This is a genomic window from Pedobacter sp. KBW06, from assembly GCF_003852525.1.
Classification (GTDB): domain Bacteria; phylum Bacteroidota; class Bacteroidia; order Sphingobacteriales; family Sphingobacteriaceae; genus Pedobacter.
On record NZ_QAJL01000002.1, the window covers coordinates 302598 to 322546 of the forward strand.

The following is a 19949-nucleotide window of genomic DNA, read 5'->3' on the forward strand; positions in this document are numbered from 1 at the left end:
AGATCAGTTATAAATACAGCCGGGAAAAGAGATGAACTTAAATACAGCGATGGTTTTAAAATGCACCGCTATATTCAAAATATGAACTATTCCTTACCTTCTTCTTCGTCTTTAGGTTCCCAAAGCTCAATAGCATTTCCTTCCGGATCCAGGATATGAACGAATTTTCCAAATTCAGAGTCCACGATCTCATCAATAATGGTCACGTTGTCCTTTTTTAGCTCTTCTACCAACGCAACGATATTATCTACGCGGTAATTGATCATAAATGGCTTATCCGAGGGGTTAAAATATTTGGTATCCTTAGGAAAGGTGCACCATGCTGTGGATCCTGTTTTCGTAGGGTCATCGGCCTGCCGCCAATCAAACGTTGTTCCCCAATCACTGGTTGCCAATCCCAGGTTTTTAGCATACCATTCGTTCATGCCTTTCGGATTGTCGCATTTAAAAAATACGCCTCCAAGGCCTGTTACTTTTTTCATATCTAAATGTGTTTTACGATTAAAAAATGGAAGAAAAAGCTGTTCATCATATTTAACGTCGGTTAAATGTCTCTTTACACACAACCTTTCAAGTAATTTCGATCTATTTTTGGACATTACCAAATCTGCTTTTCAAATCCCGGACGCATTGGGATGGAGCATCATTTAACGCGGGCATCCTCATGCTCTTTATTATTTCTGTTGTGCGACCAGATTTCCGCCCATAACCCATCCTCCCCATTCCTGTAATGTGCTGACTTAATTATTTTCAATAATAATAATATCTAATATTGATTACACACAAACACATACAAATGAAAACCTTACAATTAAAAGAAAGGCATTTTCTGATGCCTTATGCAAGAGGCATTATGGTAATGCTACTTGCAGGCTGTTTCTTATCGACTAAGGCCCAATCTCTAAACAGTCATCAGAAAATAGAATATTACAATAGTGTTTTTGCTTCAGAAAATGGAAAGATAAAATCAATTGACGGTTCCATTCCGGAAGGCCTTTTGTTTATCTTAATGAACCAGAAATAGCAAATAATTTAATCCGGTGTCAAAATTGTGATTGACTATTCAGGACAATAGTGACGGATTATAAAAATCAGCTGTATGATAAAACCGTACAGCTGATTTTAAAGGTGCTTCATGATCAGATTAAGCATAAATTAGGGCTTTGCTCATATCTTCTGCCAGCTTATGAATGGTATCCTCAATCTTCCGTGCCTGTGTTGCAGAGGGGTATTTAACCTGACTGGCATATTGGCGCATTAAACCAGCATTGATTCCTGCTCTTTGGGCAATTTTTCCAATATTCAGAAAATCAAACTCCTGAAACAAGGCATAAACATCATAGAAATATTCAAAAACTACGGTTTCAGGTTCAACATTTTCAAATTCAAACAAGAGTAGCTTTAGCTTTTCTTCAAGATCATGTACGTTATCTGCCTCATCCACAATTAAAGAATCGTTGTAGGTTATTCTACCTGCCAAATCATGTTCACCACGCTCTATGATTAAATCTAATTTTAGCCTATTCATTTTAATTTTATTAAGAGAAAGTATTAACGGTGGGCTATTTAAGCCCGGCCTGTTTTAAAATTGAATTAAGGGTACCTCTCGGTATATCCCCCCCGTACACAGGTATGGTAACTTTACCAGGCTTCGAAGGATGCATCAACTGCAGATGGTTACCTTTTTAGGATTTCTCCTCACAACCATCGTCTTTTAGCAGTTTAAGCATTTCCTTAAACTTCATTGGAAAAGGTAGCAATTTTGCTACTTCTAAGCCAACAATAAGATCATAAAAAAGTCAACAGATGATCTATCCAGCCTTAAATTGGCTTCTCAAATATAATTCCCGACCTTTGCGCCGGAAAGGAATATAATGAATATAGCTATTGATAAAAAAGACATTAAAGAAGTTTATGAGACTTCGATTATTCAGCAGACGGCATTCTGGTCGGAAGTAAAAACCCAACAAGGTCTCCAATCTAAAGCATTTGACTTCAAAGTTAAAAACGAAGACATCTACCATGATGCTTTAACAAACAAGTTTACCCAGGCCGATTTCCTGGTATTACTCCAGCCCCTGGACAGTGAATATAGCATCGCCTATGTCCCTTATGGGCCGGAAATTGAACCCAACGAAGAATATCAGGGAAAGTTCCTGGAAGAGTTATCGGAAAACCTCCGCTCCCACCTTCCTTCAAAATGTATCTTAATCAGGTATGATCTCGCCTGGGAATCCCACTGGGCAAAAGAAGAAGACAACTTTGACCCTTCCGGAAACTGGATCGGTCCGCCCGAAAAGAAATATCAGGAGTTTCGTTTTAACTTCAACACTGAAAACTGGAATCTTAAAAAGACCAATTCAGATATCCTGCCTTCAAATACGATATTTTTGGATTTACAGCAGGAAGAAGACACCTTGTTAAGTTCCATGAAGGCAAAAACACGGTACAACATTAATCTATCCTATAGAAAAGGAGTTACGGTGAATAAGGTAGGTATGGAAAACCTGCACATCTGGTATGCCTTATATCAGGAAACTGCCTTACGGAACCGCATTCACATCAACGATATAGAATATTTCAGAACAGTGCTTTCTGCCCGTGCAGAAGATACTTCCTCGCCTGCAGAAGTTGAGTTGCTGCTTGCCGAAACAGAAGGGCAACCTTTGGCTGCCATGTTCCTGGTCCTCTCAGGTCAAAGAGGAACTTATCTCTACGGTGCTTCTTCCTCCAGCAACAGAAATTATATGGCTACGTATGCCCTGCAATGGGAAGCCATGAAGATTGCAAAAACCAGGGGATGTATAGAATACGACCTGTTTGGGGTAGCACCAAATCCTGATCCCTCCCACCCGCTTCATGGACTGTATAAATTTAAAACAGGTTTTGGCGGTGAACTGTACCACAGAATGGGTTGCTGGGACTATCCGCTGGATATGGAGCAATACCACCGTTTCATTGCTACTGAGATGCAGAGTCAGGGCTATCACCTGTAGACAAATAATTCTGGAATTGATAGCTGTTTTTATTGCTGGAAAGAGTTAAAACCGAAAGCCAGCAACAGCAATTTGTATTAATTCTAAATAAGACTATATTTGCTCCATCAATTGAAAAATCTTCTGATGGGGACCCTGCATTCCAGCTTTAATCACAAAATTACTGAACAGTCATTTACCTGGCTATTCGACAATTACTGGGAAAAAATTTATGCGCTTTGTTATCAGCAGATCCGTTCTCACGAAGATGCCAGAGAACTCACGCAAAACATTTTCGAGTCCATCTGGAAACGCAGGAATGAGCTCCAAATCGACGGTAATCCGGAGCACTACCTGATGCGGTCTGCTAAACTACAAATCATCAATTTCTACAGAGACACCAAAACCCGGGAAGAACATCAGGCCAGCTTATCTTCCGCCTATCGTGATGCGGACAACAGCACAGAAAATGAGGTTCTTTTCAACCACTTAAATCAACGGGTAAGCAGTGTCATTGAAAGCCTTCCAAGCCAGTGTAAATTGGTTTATCAGCTGAGTAAAAATAAACACCTATCTAATAAAGATGTGGCCGCAACCCTCAACATCTCGATAAAAACCGTCGAATATCATCTTTCCAATGCAAACAGCCAGCTAAAAAGAAGCCTGAAAGAATTTATATAATTCTTACCAGGGTTTTACCGGGCTGATGTTACTTAATTTATAGGAGGCATGAATTAGATGCCATTCTTATAAAGATGAACCAAATCAATCCAGAGATATTAAAGCGTTATGCAAATGGCAATTGTCCCCCGAAGGAACAGCTCCTTGTGGAAGCATGGCTGAGTTCCGAAGAAAACGAATCACCCGAACAGGGTGCTTTTGCCGGAATAGATAGAGAAGGATTAAAACAAGAATTATGGGCAGATCTAAACCCCGCATTCTCCCGTTTAAAGCTAAAATATCAACTGCCCACCCTGATCTATAAAGTGGCTGCAACTTTAACCCTGATTTCCTTTGTCGCCTATTTCGGCTACAGACATACCCGTCAACAGCAAGAAAAGCAATCACTTAGTGCTGCACTGACTTATAAGGAACTGGTTGTTCCAAAAGGAAGTAAAGCAAAAATCACCTTAACCGACGGAACAGAAATCAACTTAAATGCAGACAGTCGTCTGAAATATCCTGTTGCGTTTACCGGTAATTCCAGAACCATTTACCTGAGCGGTGAAGCCCACTTTAAAGTAGTAAAAGACCCATCTAAACCTTTCGTTATCCACACCCAGAAAACCGATACACGCGTTTTAGGAACCGTATTCAACCTTAAAGCCTACCCCGGAGACCATAGCGAGCTATTGACCGTAGAAGAGGGAAAAGTACAGTTTTCGATAAAATCAAACCCCACAAAGCCGCTCATTCTTACCAGAGATCAGCAAGGCATATTAAATGCAGATGGGAAACTGGACCGGGAGCATGTTTATGCCGCAGCTTATAGTAGCTGGAAAAGTGCGAAATTGAGGTTTAACGACCTCAGTTTAGCAGAAATTTCGATCCTATTAAACAGGGAATACAATATAGAGGTAGAGACAAAGAGCAAAAGCCTGAGGAAAAAACGCTTTACAGGTACCTACCAAAATTCAGCTCTAAATTCCATTGTCCGCGATATCAGCCTGGCATTACACTGCCAATACCAATTAAACAATCGATCATTAATTTTTTATTAAACCCCCTCCAAATGTAGCCAGCCTTTATCGAATCCCGTACAAAACCTTTCTATACCGAAAGAACAAAAAACCCGGTGCTCCGTCTCGCAAACCTCACACCGGGCAATGGTTAATCAAATCAGTTTTTAAAACCAATTAATTATCACAAAACTAATGAAATCTTTTTTTACAAGATCTATATTCATTTTCATCTTAGCCCTCAGCAGTTACGGCACCAGTCGGGCCCAACAAGGCTTATTGGAGAAAAAAATAAAATTAAGCCTCAATCAGTCGACAATTCCTGATGCATTAGCTTATATCTCAGATCAGGCTGGCTGCACGTTTTCCTACAGCAGTTCTTCTTTATCCTCAGACATTCGCATCAACACACAACATCAGGAGATTAGCCTCAGCGGGGCATTAAAGGAAATCTTCGGCAACCGGCTGGAAAAGCTGCAGGTTCAGGGAAGCAGTGTACTCATTGTACTAAAAAAAGCCTCCGGATCGGTGAGCGGTTTGGTTAAAACCAGCGATGGACAGCCAGCGAAATTTGTCAGCATTAGTATCAAAGGACTTACCGGAACTACAGTAGACAAAGATGGACGCTATCTGTTAAAAAATATACCTGAAGGCAGTTACAAGATCATTGCAAGCCTGGTAGGATTGAATTCTCAAAGCAAACAGGTACAGGTTAAAGCAAACGAAACTGAAGAAATTAGTTTCACACTCACAGAAAGTGGAGAGCAATTGAGTGAAGTAATTGTCAAAGCAAATAAGCCCAATAAATTCGCCGAAAAGGAGAGTGAAAACATTGCCCGTTTGCCCATCAAAAATCTGGAAAACCCACAGGTATATCAGGTGGTAACACAGGCTATTATGAAGGAACAAATGCTCACCAGTTATGCGGAAGCTTTTCAAAACGTTGCCGGTATTTCCACCTCCAATATTTTAAACACCAGAGGAACCTCTTTTTTCCTTAGAGGTTTCGCCAGTCCGCCTTCCATGCGTAATGGAATGGCAGCCCCCGGATGGGCCGAATCTATTGAACCGGTAAACATCGAACGTGTGGAAATTTTAAAAGGCCCGTCAGCAACTTTATTTGGTAACATTCAGTCCAGCTATGGCGGCGCGGTTAACAATGTAACCAAGAAACCTTTCGCAGGTACTGCGGGAGAAGTGGGCTATTCACTGGGAAGCTGGAATTTGAGCAGACTAACTGTTGATTATAACACGCCCTTAAATAAAGATACCACACTCCTGTTCAGAATAAATGCTGCCAGACACTGGTCTGATACCTTCCAGGATTATGGTTTTCAACATAGCTATGCTGTTGCGCCTTCTTTGTTATATAAGCCAAACTCCCGCTTAACACTGGCACTGGAAGTGGAAATGAATAACTACAAGGGAACCATGTGGGCATGGACAGGATTTGGCGAGGACGTCACTATTAAAAACATTAAAGACCTGAAAACCCCCTACAACAGATCTGTAACAGGAGATCAGCTCTTACAGGAATGGATATCCAGCAGTGTATATGCAAAAGCAGATTATAAACTATCTCATCAATGGACCTCTTCTACCAATCTGATTCAGTCTATTTATCACAGGTCTGAATTCTATGGCATGAACAACAACTTATGGAAAAACGATTCTACACTTGTCCGTGAAATTTTCGGAAATAGCCCGGCAACCGTTTCGACTTATCAGATCCAACAAAACTTCAACGGAGATTTTAAACTTGGAAAAATGCGAAACCGCATGGTGTTCGGTATAGATGTTTTCATGACAAAAGACAACCGCACCTTTAAGACTGGCCCGGATCCACAACACAGCAGGTATACAGATGAAGTCATCATGAATGATCCTTCCAGTGCGGTAAATGTATCAAAAGAGAAAGTATTGGCTTTTTTTGCGCCTTACCCCATGGATAATAATGTCGCCAGATTAAATACTTACAGTATATATGCTTCTGATGTCATCAATATTACGGACAAACTATTGGCTATGCTGAGCCTGAGGGTAGATCGTTTCGACAATAAAAAGCGGGTTGTCAATGGCGTTCCTGAAGCAACAGGAGATTATAAACAAACTGCTTTGTCCCCCAAATTCGGTGTGGTTTATCAGCTGGTAAAAGACCAGGTTTCCATCTTTGGAAATTACATGAATGGCTTTACCAATAATCAACCTCAGCAAAATGCGCAGAACGAAATGGTCACTTATAAACCTTCCCAGGCCAACCAATGGGAAGGAGGCGTAAAAACAGATCTTTTCCAACATAAACTATCTCTCCATCTAAGCTACTATAACATTTCAGTTAAAGATGCCTTACGCTGGACAGTTAGTCCGCCTGCACAGGATGGTACGCAATACAGCAGGGGGTTTGAAACCGAGGTGATCGCAAATCCATTACCCGGACTAAACATCTCTGCGGGATATGGGTACAACAAATCCAAATATGTAAAAGCGGAGGAAACACTGGAGGGAAAATCTCTGGGCGCACCTAAAAATGTAGCGAATTTCTGGATCAGTTATAAGTTACCGGAAGGCAAAGCAGAGGGCCTTGGATTTGGCTTTGGAGGAAACTATGTGAGTGATGTGTTCATCATCAACCCCATTGTGATTCCTTCTTACACCCTACTGAATGCAGCAGTGTTTTACGATGTATCAAAATATAAAATAGGCCTTAAGGTAAATAACCTGACCAGTCAGAAATATTGGTCATGGGACCACGTAACCGGACAGCCTCCTAGAAATTTCGTGCTGAATCTGGCTTATAAATTCTAACAAAAAAGGGTCGGAATTATTCCGACCCTTTCTTAAACATACTTTGGTTAATAAAACCTATTGAATCACTTTACCATCTTCTCCAATTTTGATGGAAGCAGTTTCTGCTTCTTTTTTCACATCAATCTGGTAATGTTTAGTTTTGTCTGCGTTAGTTACCAGGAAAGCTGCAACCGGAGTCCATGCTTTTACTGGTTCACTTTGCAATGTTGTTTTTACTGCTTCAGGAAGATCTTTCAATTCAACCGGAGTTTTTGTAGTGCTATCTTGTTTAACGGTAATTGCTACCGGAGTTTTTACTTCACTTGCGTTTACTGCTGAGATTCCTGCGAAAGCTAAAAATGCTGCTGATAAAATGATCTTTTTCATATTCTTTGTATTTCAGTTATTATTCTTGTTAATTACGTTTAGGGTAGGTTTAATAATGATGCCACAACAACATCAGTTTGGCACTACCACTGATAAACAACACTTTACATAATTAGCGCTAAATTTAAGTGTAGGGATGCTCCACACTTTGTAGCTTAAGGAAGCAGGATAATGCAAAAGGGCTGCACCATTATCATGGTACAGCCCTATGAAAAGCAAAAGTTCTTTGCGGTTATTGCAAGGTCCAAACGCAGCTATCGCTAAGTTCTTTCCCTTTAAATTTCGTTTTTACCAGAATATCATTGTTTCCTTTGCTCAGTTGTACGTTTTCCCAGATCATGGTATTCAGTCCATTTTTCGCTTTCTTTCCAATCCGTTTTCCGTTTACCCAAAGTTCAGCTGTCGCCACCGTGCTGTAGATCTTCACCGCAGTGCTGGCTTTAGTTCTATTGGTGTTTCTTCGCTCTGCGATATAGACCATTGGTTCCGGGTTCCAGTTTGCCTTATAAAAATAGAAAGCATCCTTCTTAATTTTCCTGTCGTAGGTAACCAATCCTTTATCATTGATTCCGTTCGCATCTCCTTCTGTTCTGATCGCGGAACCAAAATCAGCCAATACCCAAATGAACTTACCCCATAAGAAGGGACGCTTTTTTAATTCTTCCCAATGTTTCTCATGAAAGGCCGTTTGCCATTCTTCCGGGTGGAAATTACCTTTTGCTTCCGGTCGGATCAGTCCTTCCGTATGCTTAAAAGGACTTCCTCCTGCTCCGTATTCACTGATAGAGATCGGTTTGCCCGGCACCGCAGCATGCGTTTCGTCGGCCCACGCGCCTACCTGTTCAAACTTTCCTCCGTACCAGCCAAAGTATTGGTTCCAGCCCATCAGGTCTGTAAGGTCCGTAAAGGAGTTGCTTCCCAGATTGGAAGCCAATGTAGTTAACCGGTCCGGGTCTTCCTCTTTTGCCAGTGCATTCAATTCCTTGATGAAAGGCTGGGGATCGTCGTAGTTTAATTTCAATTCATTGAATAATCCCCAAAAGCATACCGAAGGGTGGTTGTAATTCTGACGGATCAGCTCTTTCAGCATTTGTTTGATATTCGTTTCCAGTTCAGCATCCTTCACATAACCGGTTCCTGTATATCCTCCAGGGCCAACAAAAGGGATCTCAGACCAAAGCACGATACCATTCCTGTCGCAGAGTTCATAAAAATGTTTGCTATGCGGATAATGCGTTAAACGTGCGGCAGTGGCACCAAGTTCCTTCATCAGCTCCATGTCGCGGTCATGGTCTTCATCAGTTAAAGCAGATCCCTTTGCCGATACATCCTCATGCCTTCCGGCTCCGTACAGGTCCAGGTATTTACCATTCAGAAAAAAGCCTTTATCCGGGTCTACACTGAAATAACGTAAACCCAGAGGCTGGGAGAGCTGGTCGATGACCTGTCCGTTTTGCAGGAGTTCCACACGAACCTCGTATAAATAAGGATCGGCTTTACCATTCCACAAATGTGGATTTGAAAGTTTGATAGATTGACTGAGCTCCTGAGGGTTTCCTTTTTCGATTTTGCTGGTTAAGGTAGCAACGACTTTCTTGTTCCCGTCCAAAAGGGTACTTCTCAGACTAAGCGCCTGATCATCCGACAAGGAAAGCTTGGTGAACACCTCAATCTCTGCAGAATCTTTAGAAACCTGTTTCTGCTTCAGGTAAACACCAGACGAACCATAGTCCAGCGGACTGATACAATTCTTATCAGTCAGGATTAAAGAAACCGGACGGTGAATGCCACCATAAATGTTAAAATCTCCATGCAGAGGAAGTACATCCAGGCGGTAAGCATTACTAACCTGTACCGTGATTTTATTCTCTCCAGATTTTACCGCATCGGTAATTTCGATTGCAAAAGCGGTATATCCGCCTTTATGTGTTCCCACCGACTTATTATTTACAAATACCATTGCTACGCTATTTGCACCTTCAAAGTAAAGGAACAGCCGTTTACCCGCCCATGCCGGGAGTACATGCAGTTTATTCTCATAAATCGCCGAGGTCCTGTTGTAATCGGGAACGCCTTTCAGCACTTCCATTGCATTCCAGGTATGGGGCAGGTTAACGGTTTCTTTTTTTATGCCTTGTTCAAAGTTATAAGCAAAATAAAATTGCCAGTCCTTATTAAACGGAATCGTTTCCCTGCCGTTTGACGCATGATTAAAAGGTTTTGCTGTACTATCAGCCAGTTGAAATAAAAGGAAAAGAATGGTGACAATGATGTTTTTCTTATAATGCATTATATTAATTTTTGTAAAGTCCTATTTCGGCGAATTGTGCAAATTGCTCTCCATCCCAGCTGGATTTAGCCAGGACTTTGAAATATCGGAAGGTTAAAGGTGCTGCGAAAGCAAAGTTTTGCGTGTAACCCAGTTTTGGGATCACATATGTAGCCTGAGGAAGGAAGTTAACCCCATCAACACTATATAGAATGTCTACATCTTTTATGGCACGCCGGTCGGCATTCAGGATGGTAAATCCATCTGCAGTTTGCTGCTGTCCTAAATCTACTGTGATAAAATGCGGATAGGATGCCGCGGGTGCTACTGACCACTGACTGTGCCATCCGGTACTTAAGTTCTTGTCGATCACATTCGCTGCCGGAGCGGTGGTTTGCTGAGAACTGTATGCTGCAATCGTCCATCCTGTTTTACTGATCTCATTTTTTGAACCAAAGCTCAGTACCGGTAAACCATTCACAAACTTATAGGTATAGATCGTTTCTTTAACCGTCCCGTTTTCGGCAACGAGTTTCACTTTCATCTCATAGGGGCTGGCATCTTTATATTTAAATTCAGAGATCGGCATCTCTACATAAAAACTATCCGTTCCTATCGTTTTAGATTCCCAGGTGGTAGCATTGTAGTCTTTATTCGTGCCCGTTCCTTCGTTGTTTACATTCGGGTCATTGTAATATACCACACTGTTTATTTTGGTATCACTGGTAAATTTTCCGGAAACCACAATCGCGCCTTTATCTGCCGAATAATCCGCATAAATTTTATTAATCGATGAAACTACAGGACCATAATAGGTTTTAGCATCATTGTTAAAAATTTGGTTCACATTTAAAATCGCGCAGTCTGTAGCTGTAAGAAAAGTTTTAGATTTTCCTAAAGTTCCATTTCCTGCCCACATCAATGCCATACCTAAGGTGGCATTTTCAGAAACCTTCTGACAATTGTGCGGTAAGTTGAGGCCATGTCCAAGTTCATGGACCATTCCACCAAACCAAACACTGAAACGGTTACCTTCAGCATCTGTTTTTCCAAGGTTTTTAATGTCCATACCTTCATAATCCAGGGCGAAACACCATTTCCCTAAACCATAAAACGGTCCACCGCTAGGGGTTCCATCTGGCTTAAAGGAATAACGTGGTAAAATAACCAGGGTATGCTCACTGGTTTTCTCCGAAGGATGTGCCGTAAAATAGGCATTGATCTCTGCCTGTACGTTTCCGGCACCGCCGGTATAGGCATAATCGCTTTTCGGTTTTGTTCCTCTGATTGTGATGATTTTGACACGATTAATCCGCAAATCAGCAAAGAGACCGAAGGTTTTCTCACCATAACCATTGCGCTGCATCTCTCCTTTAACAAAGTTCTGCGTCCAGAACATCAGTTCACTCAGACGTTTCTCATAAGCAGGAAGCGTATCAAGGTCGTTGGGTACAAAGTAAATTAAGTTAAGGTTTCTGTTCTGGGCACTGGTGTACACCGTATCGGTAACGGGCGTTTCCAAGGGAAGGGTATCTCCTTCCACTGAAGATTTTTTACACGCGATAAAGCAGGTTACCGCTAAAAGGCAAAGGGTTAACAGTTTGGTTCTCATAATTGTAGTTTAGGGTGATTTATTTTTATTTGTTCAGGTTATTCTTTCTTCTTTTTCTCCATCTCTTTTAAAAAATTCCATGGGTATTTATTCCCGTTTTTCTGATACTTCGTCGTTGCTTCGCTTAGGTTCAGCAGCTTCTCCTTACCAAGGATATTGCCTTTAAAGGTATTACCAATCCACTTTAGGGCCCCGTATTGTTTAGCCGATTTATTAAAAATCCCCAGGGAAGTTCCGCTGTAATGAAAAGTATTGCTTTCAAAAACTACGTTTTTAGGAACTCCATGTTCGATGTCTATTAATTCCATTTTCACAGAATCTGCAGACTCGTTGTAAAAATGGTTTCCGCTGATATAAGTGGAATCGGTAACCAGGGCGAAGTTGAAAAGGCGTTTACGTTTGTTTCCATCGTTCACACTCAGGTTATTTCTGATGATACTGTTTGTGGTCATTTTGCTTTTGGCATTTATCGCATCAGAGATCACCAGCATAAACCCACCCTCGTTATCATGACTATAATTGTTTTGAATGATGGTATTGGTACAGTTTCCATCAATATCGAACGACTGGCCGTCGTTAGACCAGTCCTGATTTTTGGTATAAGCCACCTCATTGTATTGAATGAGGGTATTGTCGCTGCTATGTGGCCAGATGCCAACTGCATTGTCTTTAGCCCGGGTTCTGATGTAAAACAGTTTATTGTGTTCCACCACCGAACCGTCGAATGCTTTCACCACGATTCCGTCTCCACCGATGTCTTCCAGCGTACAGCCCCGGATGATCAGGTTCTTGTTGGGAAACCAGTTTGTTCTGAAACCAAAAGTCCCGTTTCCTCGGATTCCGTTGCGGTCTACCCGCAGCAGTTTACAGTTTTCAATCAGCAGGTTTTCAATGTTACTTGGCATAGGTCCCTGGCAATCCCAGAAAATGCCATTGCCTTCATTGCTTCCTTTTTTATTGTCGCCATTAATGTCGTGGATGTATAAGTTGGACAAACGGATGTTGCCGATTGTGCCTATATTCTCTGCAAGAACGCGAACCCCTGCCGGACCTGTTTTTTGTTGTTTAACCAGGGTATCCAGGTTAGAAATGTCGAAGTATTCCAAAGCAATATTGCTCAGGTTTTTTAGCAGCACCGCATCTTTGAATTTCCCCTTTGCCGCGATCACCGGTAAAGCTCCTTTTCCATAAACCGTAAAAACTATGGGCTGTGTTTTCGTTCCTGAGCCTTGAGGTAAGAGTTGTCCCTCCCATTGCCCGCCTCTTTTAAAGAAGATCCGGTCGCCGGGACTAAAGGTTTGTGCATTCACCTTTGCCAATGATTTCCAGGCCTGTTTTTCTGATTGTCCGGATTGGTCATCATTGCCATTATTGCTGTCCACATAATATTTATGAATCGCCTTAAACTCATGAGCTTTCAGTTCGGGTAACATTCCATAGCCGGTTAACAGGCCTATCATCAAACAGATCAGGTACTTTTTCTTCATTATCATTCTTTCAGTTCCGGATCCACAGATCCGATTAATTTATATTTACGCTTACGACTAATTTCTATCTATTCTTAAATGTGGTGAAAGTACTAAAAAATGTCTGGTCAGGATCAATCAGTCGCCATTCTGAACCTCAGCATGACGACTGATGAGCCAACTTACTAACCCTGTCATCAACCACGATTGACATTATCTTCACTTCCCTTACCAGCCTGGATTTTGCAGCAGCTTAGGTGACTTTGCAATTTCTGATTCCGGAATCGGGAACAAATAGAAAGCAGGCCTGAAGGCATGAGGTTTGATGTCGATCACCTCATACGTGAATCCGGTGCCCACCTTTGTAATTTTCATTCCTTTCAGCATCACGTTATCTGTTACCTCTGCAATCTTCCATCTTCGTACATCCCATAGACGGTGTTCTTCCAATGCCAGCTCTACTCTACGTTCATTCTGGATCACCAAACGCATTTCATCTTTACTGATTCCCGTTTTTAATCCATAGTTCCCATTTGCACCCGCTAAAATGCCGGCTCTTTTTCTAACCTTTATCAGCGTATTGTATACGTCAGCAACAGGCCCCTGGTATTCATTCAATGCTTCTGCATAGTTTAAAAGCACTTCTGCATACCTGATCAACGGATAACAGCGGTCTGTATTTCCGGAACCATCTTCCACCATCATCTTTCTCCAGTAATATCCCGGAATATTGATCGGGCCGGTAGCTGCCGGACCGTCAGGACTCGAGCCGACGAAGGTATTGACCACGGCCATATTGTTACTGCTTGCAAAGAAAAACTTAGAACCGTTGTAAATGATGCTGTTTCCAAAACGTGGATCACGCTTCACATATGGATCATTGGGATTATAACCTGAGGCAGGATCTGTAATCGGTAATCCGTTTTCCATTCCAAAGGCATCTACCAATTGCTGTGTTGGCGCGCTGGACTTTCCACTCCCTGTTCTGGAAGTAGGCAAAAGGTTATTTTCATATTCCCTGTTTGGTGCTTTCATCGCAGCAAACAAATATTCGTTATTGTAACGTTTCAGGAATACGCTGTAGAAACCATATCCCATTCTTGTATCGTTATCTTCCAGCAATGCATACGTTCCGGAATTGATGATGTCTTTTGCTGCCTGAGCTGCTTTATTCCATCTTTCCTGATCTGCACTGGCATATCCGGTGATGTTTTTAAGCGTTGGATCAGTTGCAATTCCTCCGCCGTTAAACAAAGGACTTGCGGCATACAGCAATGCCCTGGATTTAAGTCCCATGCATGCCCCTTTGGTTACTCTTCCATAATCCTGCTGCAGCTGCTCGTTAAAACCCGGCAAGTCTGTCGCCGCGGCATCACATTCCTTAACGATATAGTCGATACAATCCCCATAATTAGAACGTGGCAGGTCGATATTGTCGTTAATGGTATAAACCACATCTCCTACCAAAGGAACACCGCCGTATACTTTAACCAGCTGAAAATAGTACCATGCCCTTAGAAAGCGGACTTCAGCCTTTAGCTTTTTCCTTAAGCCAGCACTCAGCGGGCTGCGGTCTACATTTTGCAGAAATACATTTGCCCTTCTGATGTTTTCCCATGGTGTTCTCCAGTTGTTGAGCACCTGTACCTGTTTGGTCACATTGGTACTGGATGCAGAAAGGGCACCACTCGCCATCAGGATGGCATCATTCTGAGGTCCTGTAAAGCGAACCGGAATGGCTTCATCCGCCAGTACCGGATGTCCTCCACCCTCCCATCTGTTCGCATCAAAGTTAAATCCTACATCCACATAAGAACGGGTTAAAAATGCGATCGTCCTCACACTGTCTGTAAAAGTAGCTTGTTCATTCAGGTCACTGGGTTGTTTTGCATCGAGGAAACTTCCTTTTTTGCAGGCACCTACTCCAACCAGCAGGATTGCCATTACCAGATACATCAATTTTATCTTCATGGTATTGAAATTTTAATCTTTATAATGAGAAAGTAGCACCGAAATTATAGATGCGTTGATTAGGGTATGCCGTAATTGCACCGGTATTGATAATTCCACCGGAGGCATTTACAGATTCCGGATCTGCCTGATAGAATTTATCCACATTGGTCCAGGTTAGCAGGTTATAGCCGTTGGCATAAACCCTGATGCTTTTAAATCCAATTGGCTTCACCCATTTCGCTGGCAGCTGATAGCCCACTTCCATTGTTTTTAACCTTAAATATTTAGCATCTACCAGCCAGAAATCAGAAAGAGAGACATTCGCGCGACTGATTGTGCTGTTGGTTCCCAATAGCGGGAACTTCGCGTTGTTGCCCAGTTCAGGGGTCCATGCTTTCAGGTGAATGGGTTGAAAATTAGCACTCAAACCTTCGATCGCCTCTGAAGCAAAATACATCGAGTAATCATACGATCCCTGTAACAAAGCACTAAAGCTAAATCCTTTGTAGCTAAAGCCCAGCGTTAAGCCCATCGTTGTGCTTGGCAAATTCGGGCTTCCTACTGCACGCTGATCCAATGCATCAATGATGCCGTCTCCATTCAGGTCCCTGTACTTCAGGTCACCCGGCTTAATCGGCGTAGTAGGCTTAGCACTGTTGGCGATGTCTTCTGCACTTTGGTAAAAGCCATCAAAGACATAACCGAATCCCTGACCAATAGATTGACCTGTTCTGGCCAGCCATGGATACCTTGGGTTGGCCTCATCTCTGAATGTTATTTTATTTTTAGCATAAGAAAAGGTTCCACGGAAGAAATACTGAAAATCTTTGATGTTGCTTCTGAAATTGATCTCTCCATCCCAGCCTTTGTTGTTCACTTTCCCTAAATTCATTGGAGGAAGGCCAATCCCCATGATCAGTGGTACACTCGCCCTTGGCGTAAGGATATCAAACCTGTTGTTGTTGAAATAATCGACTGTGAAGGAAAGCTTTCCTTCAAACATGGATACGTCCAGACCGATGTCCGTTTTCTTTTCTTTTTCCCAGGTGACGTTGTCGTTACCTAAAGTTCCTTCTGCAATCCCGGCAAAATTGTTGTGCTGCTGTCCGAAAGAATAAGTCCCATTATTGGTATATACCTGGTCGTACACGAACTTAAAATCACCAATATTATCCGAACCGACCAGTCCATAAGAGCCTCTGATTTTAAACAGGTTGATAAAAGGAACCTGCTTTTTAAAGAAAGATTCTTCTGCAATGTTCCAGCCCGCAGATAACGCAGGGAACCAGCCATTACGTTTCTTGCCTACGAATTTATCCGTTCCATTTCTGGCCGCGTTAAATTCAAACAGGTATTTTTGTTTATAGTCGTACCCTGCCCTAAGGGTGATTCCCCTGAAATTTGTCGGAATACTTGAACCTGGTTTATCCGATTTATTTTCAATATAGCTGTTCTGGTTGTACAAGGCTAAACCGTAGACCCGGTGCGCTCCGAAGTTATGGTCATAGTTTAAGGAAGCCTGGATATTGGTGGTTCTTTCTACCCCTCCTGCGCTGCGGCTCAGGTTATAAGGAGGGATGCGATAAACCGTTGCATCTTTAGGCGTATAAGTGTTCTTTTCCTGATTATAGTAATACTGAGGGAAGTTGGTATTGCTTCTGGCAAGGCCTCTGGAATTGGTTTGCGCACTGGCATAAGAGATCGTTCCCTTGGCAGATAAACCTGCAGCAATCATATCCAGTTTCTGGGTTCCGCCAAAAGTAATGTTCAGGTCGTTATCAAAACTCCTGTTATATCCCTGGGTAGCGATACGTCCAACCACATTGACCCCGCTTAAATTGGAGTTTGTTCCGTAACTGCCATCGGGATTGTATACTGCATAGGCAAAGGGCGGTAAAAAATTATAGCTATAAATCTCTCCGATCAGCCCGTTTCCATTAGGGCTATTGGTAATCGGCTCATTGGTTTCTCCAAAACGGCCTGTCATGTCTAACCTCAGACTCAAAGTCTTGGTGGCCTGTAAATCCAGGTTGGAGCGGAAATTATACCGTTTATAATAATGCGTATTGTTCACCTCACTTTTGGAGCTGAAATCTCTCAAAGCACCATTTTGCCACAGGTAACCCAGCGAAACGAAATACTTCACGCTTTCTGTACCTCCCGAAATGTCCAGGTTATTTCTGGAGATCAATGCCGTAGGTTTCATTAATGTACTGTACCAGTCTACATCCGGATGTCCATATGGATCACTGCCATCTTTAAACAATTCAATATCTCTGTCTGTGAAACGTTTGGTCTGATCGCTGTTTACCAATGCCTGATTGGTTAGCATTGCCGCCTCATAGGACCCTAAAAATTTAGGAACAAAGGTTTTTTGCTGTAATCCGAGTTCCGATTTAAAATTGATGACCGGAGCGCCGGAAACACCTCTTCTTGTCGTGATTACCAACACCCCATTTGCACCTTTCACCCCATAAATAGCAGTGGTGGAAGCATCTTTAAGGATCGTTACGCTTTCAATTTCATTGGGATCCAGTTGTGATACATCCGAATAGCTGTATTCAATATCATCTACAATGATTAAAGGACGTTGTCCGGAGGTATAGCTGCTGATCCCGCGGATAAAAAAGTCTGCCCCGTCTTTCCCCGGTTGTCCGCTTCTTTGCTGAGAGAAGAATCCGGGTAAACGACCGGCCAAAGTATTCTGCACACTGGCAGTAGGGTTCTGTCTCAGCTCTGAAGCATTGATAGAACTTACCGCACCGGTATTGGTGATTTTCTTTTGTCGCCCGAAACCAACCACAATCACTTCTTCCAGACCTTTGGCATCTACTGCAAGCGTGACGTTGACTTCTGATTTATTGGCCACATTGACCTCCTGAGAGATAAAGCCAATGCTTCTGATCACGATTGTATGGCTGCTGCCTTTTAGCGTCAGCTGAAATCGGCCGTCTACCCCGGTCTGTGCGCCATTATTTGGAATTCCTTTTTCTGTAATTGTTGCACCGGGCAATGGGCCTCCGCTTTCTCTGATGAGCCCTTTAATCACTTTGGTTTGTGCCAGTAAAAGACCTGGAACGAAGAAAACCATTGCAAGTGTTATATATATAAATCTTTGCATAACCTGAGTTTTGTTTATTTGAAATGAACCAGAATGATTTACCAACCTTGGTTTTGGGTTAAATTTGTGTTTTTGGTGATTTCCGAATAAGGGATTGGATAGTTGTACATTTTTGCTGCATCGAAAGTCACCGATGCTGCCTCAAAAGGAGCATAACTAAATCCACCCGCCGGGATCTTTACGATCTTCATTCCATGTAATTTTCCATTCATCACCTGTTCTGCAATCTTCCACCTTCTGATGTCCCAGAAACGTTGTTCTTCAAAAGCCATTTCTACCCTTCTTTCGTGTCGGATCACTTCTCTCATCTGTTCTTTGGAAAGGCCTGATGCCAGGGCAAAAGGAACCAGCCCGGCACGTTGTCTGATGTCTTCCACCGCCTTTTTAACCTCTGCGGTAGGACCGGCATATTCGTTTTGCGCTTCAGCAAAATTCAGCAGGATTTCTGCATAGCGGAAGATGATCGGGTTATGTGTCTGGTTGCTATAGGTTGTGGCAGTAGAAAAATCGGCCAGAAACTTACGCATATAATAACCTGTACGTGTCTGTGTCACAATTCCTCCTGGTTTGTCTAAACCGCCTTCAAAAGTCTCTACCTTACGTTTTATCCAATCGCTTCCATTGTAAAAGATGGTTTTATCAAAACGGGGATCACGGCCAGCGTAAGGATTAGCAGGATTATATCCGGATGTCGGATCGGTAATCGCTTTTCCGTTTTTCATTTCGAAAGCATCTACGAGTTCCTGAGTCGGGCTTGTTAGTCCGTTACTCGCTACTGCATCTGTATAACCCACCGGTGCATTGTCCTTTTCTAAAGTCGTATTTACTGTACGTTGATATCCCAGAATCACTTCCTTGTTTTTACGCGTCAGGAAAACATTGATGAAAGAACTTTCCAATCCGATGGCACTGCTCAGGTTCATCAGGTCCTTTGCTGCAGTTGCCGCAGCGAGCCATTTGGTCTGGTCATTCCCAGGATTGTATTTCGGGCTGGCGAGGTACAGCAGCAAGCGCGACTTAAGTGCCAATGCGGCAGCTTTAGAGATCCTTCCAAGGTCTGCATCCTGAACAGGGTTTGGACGAAGCTGGTCTTTGATCGCTTCAATCTCCGAAAGGATATATTGGGTACATTCCTCAGTCGTATTCCTTTTTAAAGAGAGGTCATCCTCCAGGCCCAGCACTTTATCGCCAAGCAAAGGAACACCGCCATAACGTTTCACCATTTCAAAATAAAACATCGCCCTGAGGAAACGGCTTTCTGCAATCCAGTAATTTTTTTCCACGATCATGGAATTCAGAAAGGGAACTTTCCCAATGTTCGCCAGGAACATATTCACTTTCCTGATCCCTTTGTAGTTTTTATCCCAGGCATCGTCTACGAGACTGAATGGGCTGATCCTGCCGTTGGTAAAGGACTCGATGGTACTTGATGCCTTAGAAGAAATGGCATCATCAGTCGCCGCATCCAGAACGTCGCTCGTGGTCACACTTCCCAAAGTTGTTCCGATCCGGTTATAACCCGTAGGCAATAAGGTATAGATGTCATTCAGAAAGTTTTTGGCATAATTACCCAGGGAATCTGTAGGATCAAAAATGATGTCCTCCGTCCATTTTTCCAGTGGGGTTTGTTCAATATTGCTTTTCTTACATGCGGTTAAGCACAATAATCCGCCTATTAAAATGTATATAAAGTGTTTCAT

At 42.5% G+C, this 19949-nt stretch carries 15 protein-coding genes; 5 read left to right on the plus strand and 10 right to left on the minus strand.

Annotation, left to right across the window (positions count from 1 at the left end; translation table 11 throughout):
• Nucleotides 1–86: 86 nt before the first annotated feature.
• Nucleotides 87–482 (minus strand): VOC family protein, encoded by a 396-nt coding sequence (locus tag DBR43_RS11420; RefSeq protein WP_124580948.1) that lies wholly within the window; start codon nt 480–482, stop codon nt 87–89.
• Between the two features lie 314 nt (nt 483–796).
• On the opposite strand from DBR43_RS11420, the gene DBR43_RS11425 reads away from it, so the two are divergent.
• Complete coding sequence (locus DBR43_RS11425; protein WP_124580950.1) at nt 797–1024, plus strand: hypothetical protein; 228 nt, start codon at nt 797–799, stop codon at nt 1022–1024.
• Nucleotides 1025–1144: 120 nt separating this feature from the next.
• Here the strand turns inward: DBR43_RS11425 and DBR43_RS11430 are convergent, their stop codons facing one another.
• Together DBR43_RS11430 and DBR43_RS33325 are read right to left on the minus strand one after the other, a co-directional pair.
• Nucleotides 1145–1528, minus strand: a complete 384-nt coding sequence (locus DBR43_RS11430; RefSeq protein WP_124580952.1) for a hypothetical protein — start codon at nt 1526–1528, stop codon at nt 1145–1147.
• A 34-nt stretch (nt 1529–1562) separates the two neighbouring features.
• Entirely contained in the window at nt 1563–1673 is a 111-nt protein-coding gene (locus DBR43_RS33325) for a type II toxin-antitoxin system HicA family toxin (protein WP_255420967.1), read from the minus strand.
• A gap of 201 nt (nt 1674–1874) precedes the next feature.
• On the opposite strand from DBR43_RS33325, the gene DBR43_RS11440 reads away from it, so the two are divergent.
• From DBR43_RS11440 to DBR43_RS11455, 4 genes are all read left to right on the plus strand, one after another.
• A complete protein-coding gene (locus DBR43_RS11440; protein ID WP_124580954.1) occupies nt 1875–2996 on the plus strand; it encodes a lipid II:glycine glycyltransferase FemX in 1122 nt (373 codons plus the stop codon).
• Between the two features lie 126 nt (nt 2997–3122).
• Nucleotides 3123–3656 (plus strand): RNA polymerase sigma-70 factor, encoded by a 534-nt coding sequence (locus DBR43_RS11445; RefSeq protein WP_124580956.1) that lies wholly within the window; start codon nt 3123–3125, stop codon nt 3654–3656.
• 74 nt (nt 3657–3730) lie between these two features.
• Nucleotides 3731–4696, plus strand: coding sequence for a FecR family protein (locus DBR43_RS11450; protein WP_124580958.1), 966 nt, complete (start codon nt 3731–3733; stop codon nt 4694–4696).
• Nucleotides 4697–4849: 153 nt separating this feature from the next.
• Complete coding sequence (locus DBR43_RS11455; RefSeq protein WP_124580960.1) at nt 4850–7459, plus strand: TonB-dependent receptor; 2610 nt, start codon at nt 4850–4852, stop codon at nt 7457–7459.
• A 57-nt stretch (nt 7460–7516) separates the two neighbouring features.
• Here the strand turns inward: DBR43_RS11455 and DBR43_RS11460 are convergent, their stop codons facing one another.
• From DBR43_RS11460 to DBR43_RS11490, 7 genes are all read right to left on the minus strand, one after another.
• Nucleotides 7517–7828 (minus strand): hypothetical protein, encoded by a 312-nt coding sequence (locus DBR43_RS11460; RefSeq protein WP_074612871.1) that lies wholly within the window; start codon nt 7826–7828, stop codon nt 7517–7519.
• A gap of 232 nt (nt 7829–8060) precedes the next feature.
• Complete coding sequence (locus DBR43_RS11465; RefSeq protein WP_124580961.1) at nt 8061–10118, minus strand: glycoside hydrolase family 2 protein; 2058 nt, start codon at nt 10116–10118, stop codon at nt 8061–8063.
• A gap of 4 nt (nt 10119–10122) precedes the next feature.
• On the minus strand, nt 10123–11709 hold the full coding sequence (locus DBR43_RS11470; RefSeq protein ID WP_124580963.1) for a discoidin domain-containing protein: 1587 nt from the start codon (nt 11707–11709) through the stop codon (nt 10123–10125).
• 38 nt (nt 11710–11747) lie between these two features.
• On the minus strand, nt 11748–13196 hold the full coding sequence (locus DBR43_RS11475; RefSeq protein WP_124580965.1) for a right-handed parallel beta-helix repeat-containing protein: 1449 nt from the start codon (nt 13194–13196) through the stop codon (nt 11748–11750).
• 207 nt (nt 13197–13403) lie between these two features.
• Nucleotides 13404–15146: a RagB/SusD family nutrient uptake outer membrane protein gene (locus tag DBR43_RS11480; RefSeq protein ID WP_124580967.1), complete on the minus strand. Its 1743-nt coding sequence runs from the start codon at nt 15144–15146 to the stop codon at nt 13404–13406.
• Nucleotides 15147–15165: 19 nt separating this feature from the next.
• Nucleotides 15166–18249 carry a SusC/RagA family TonB-linked outer membrane protein gene (locus DBR43_RS11485; protein ID WP_124580969.1) on the minus strand — a complete coding sequence of 1028 codons (3084 nt, stop codon included), beginning with the start codon at nt 18247–18249 and terminating at the stop codon, nt 15166–15168.
• 38 nt (nt 18250–18287) lie between these two features.
• Nucleotides 18288–19949 carry a RagB/SusD family nutrient uptake outer membrane protein gene (locus tag DBR43_RS11490; protein WP_124580971.1) on the minus strand — a complete coding sequence of 554 codons (1662 nt, stop codon included), beginning with the start codon at nt 19947–19949 and terminating at the stop codon, nt 18288–18290.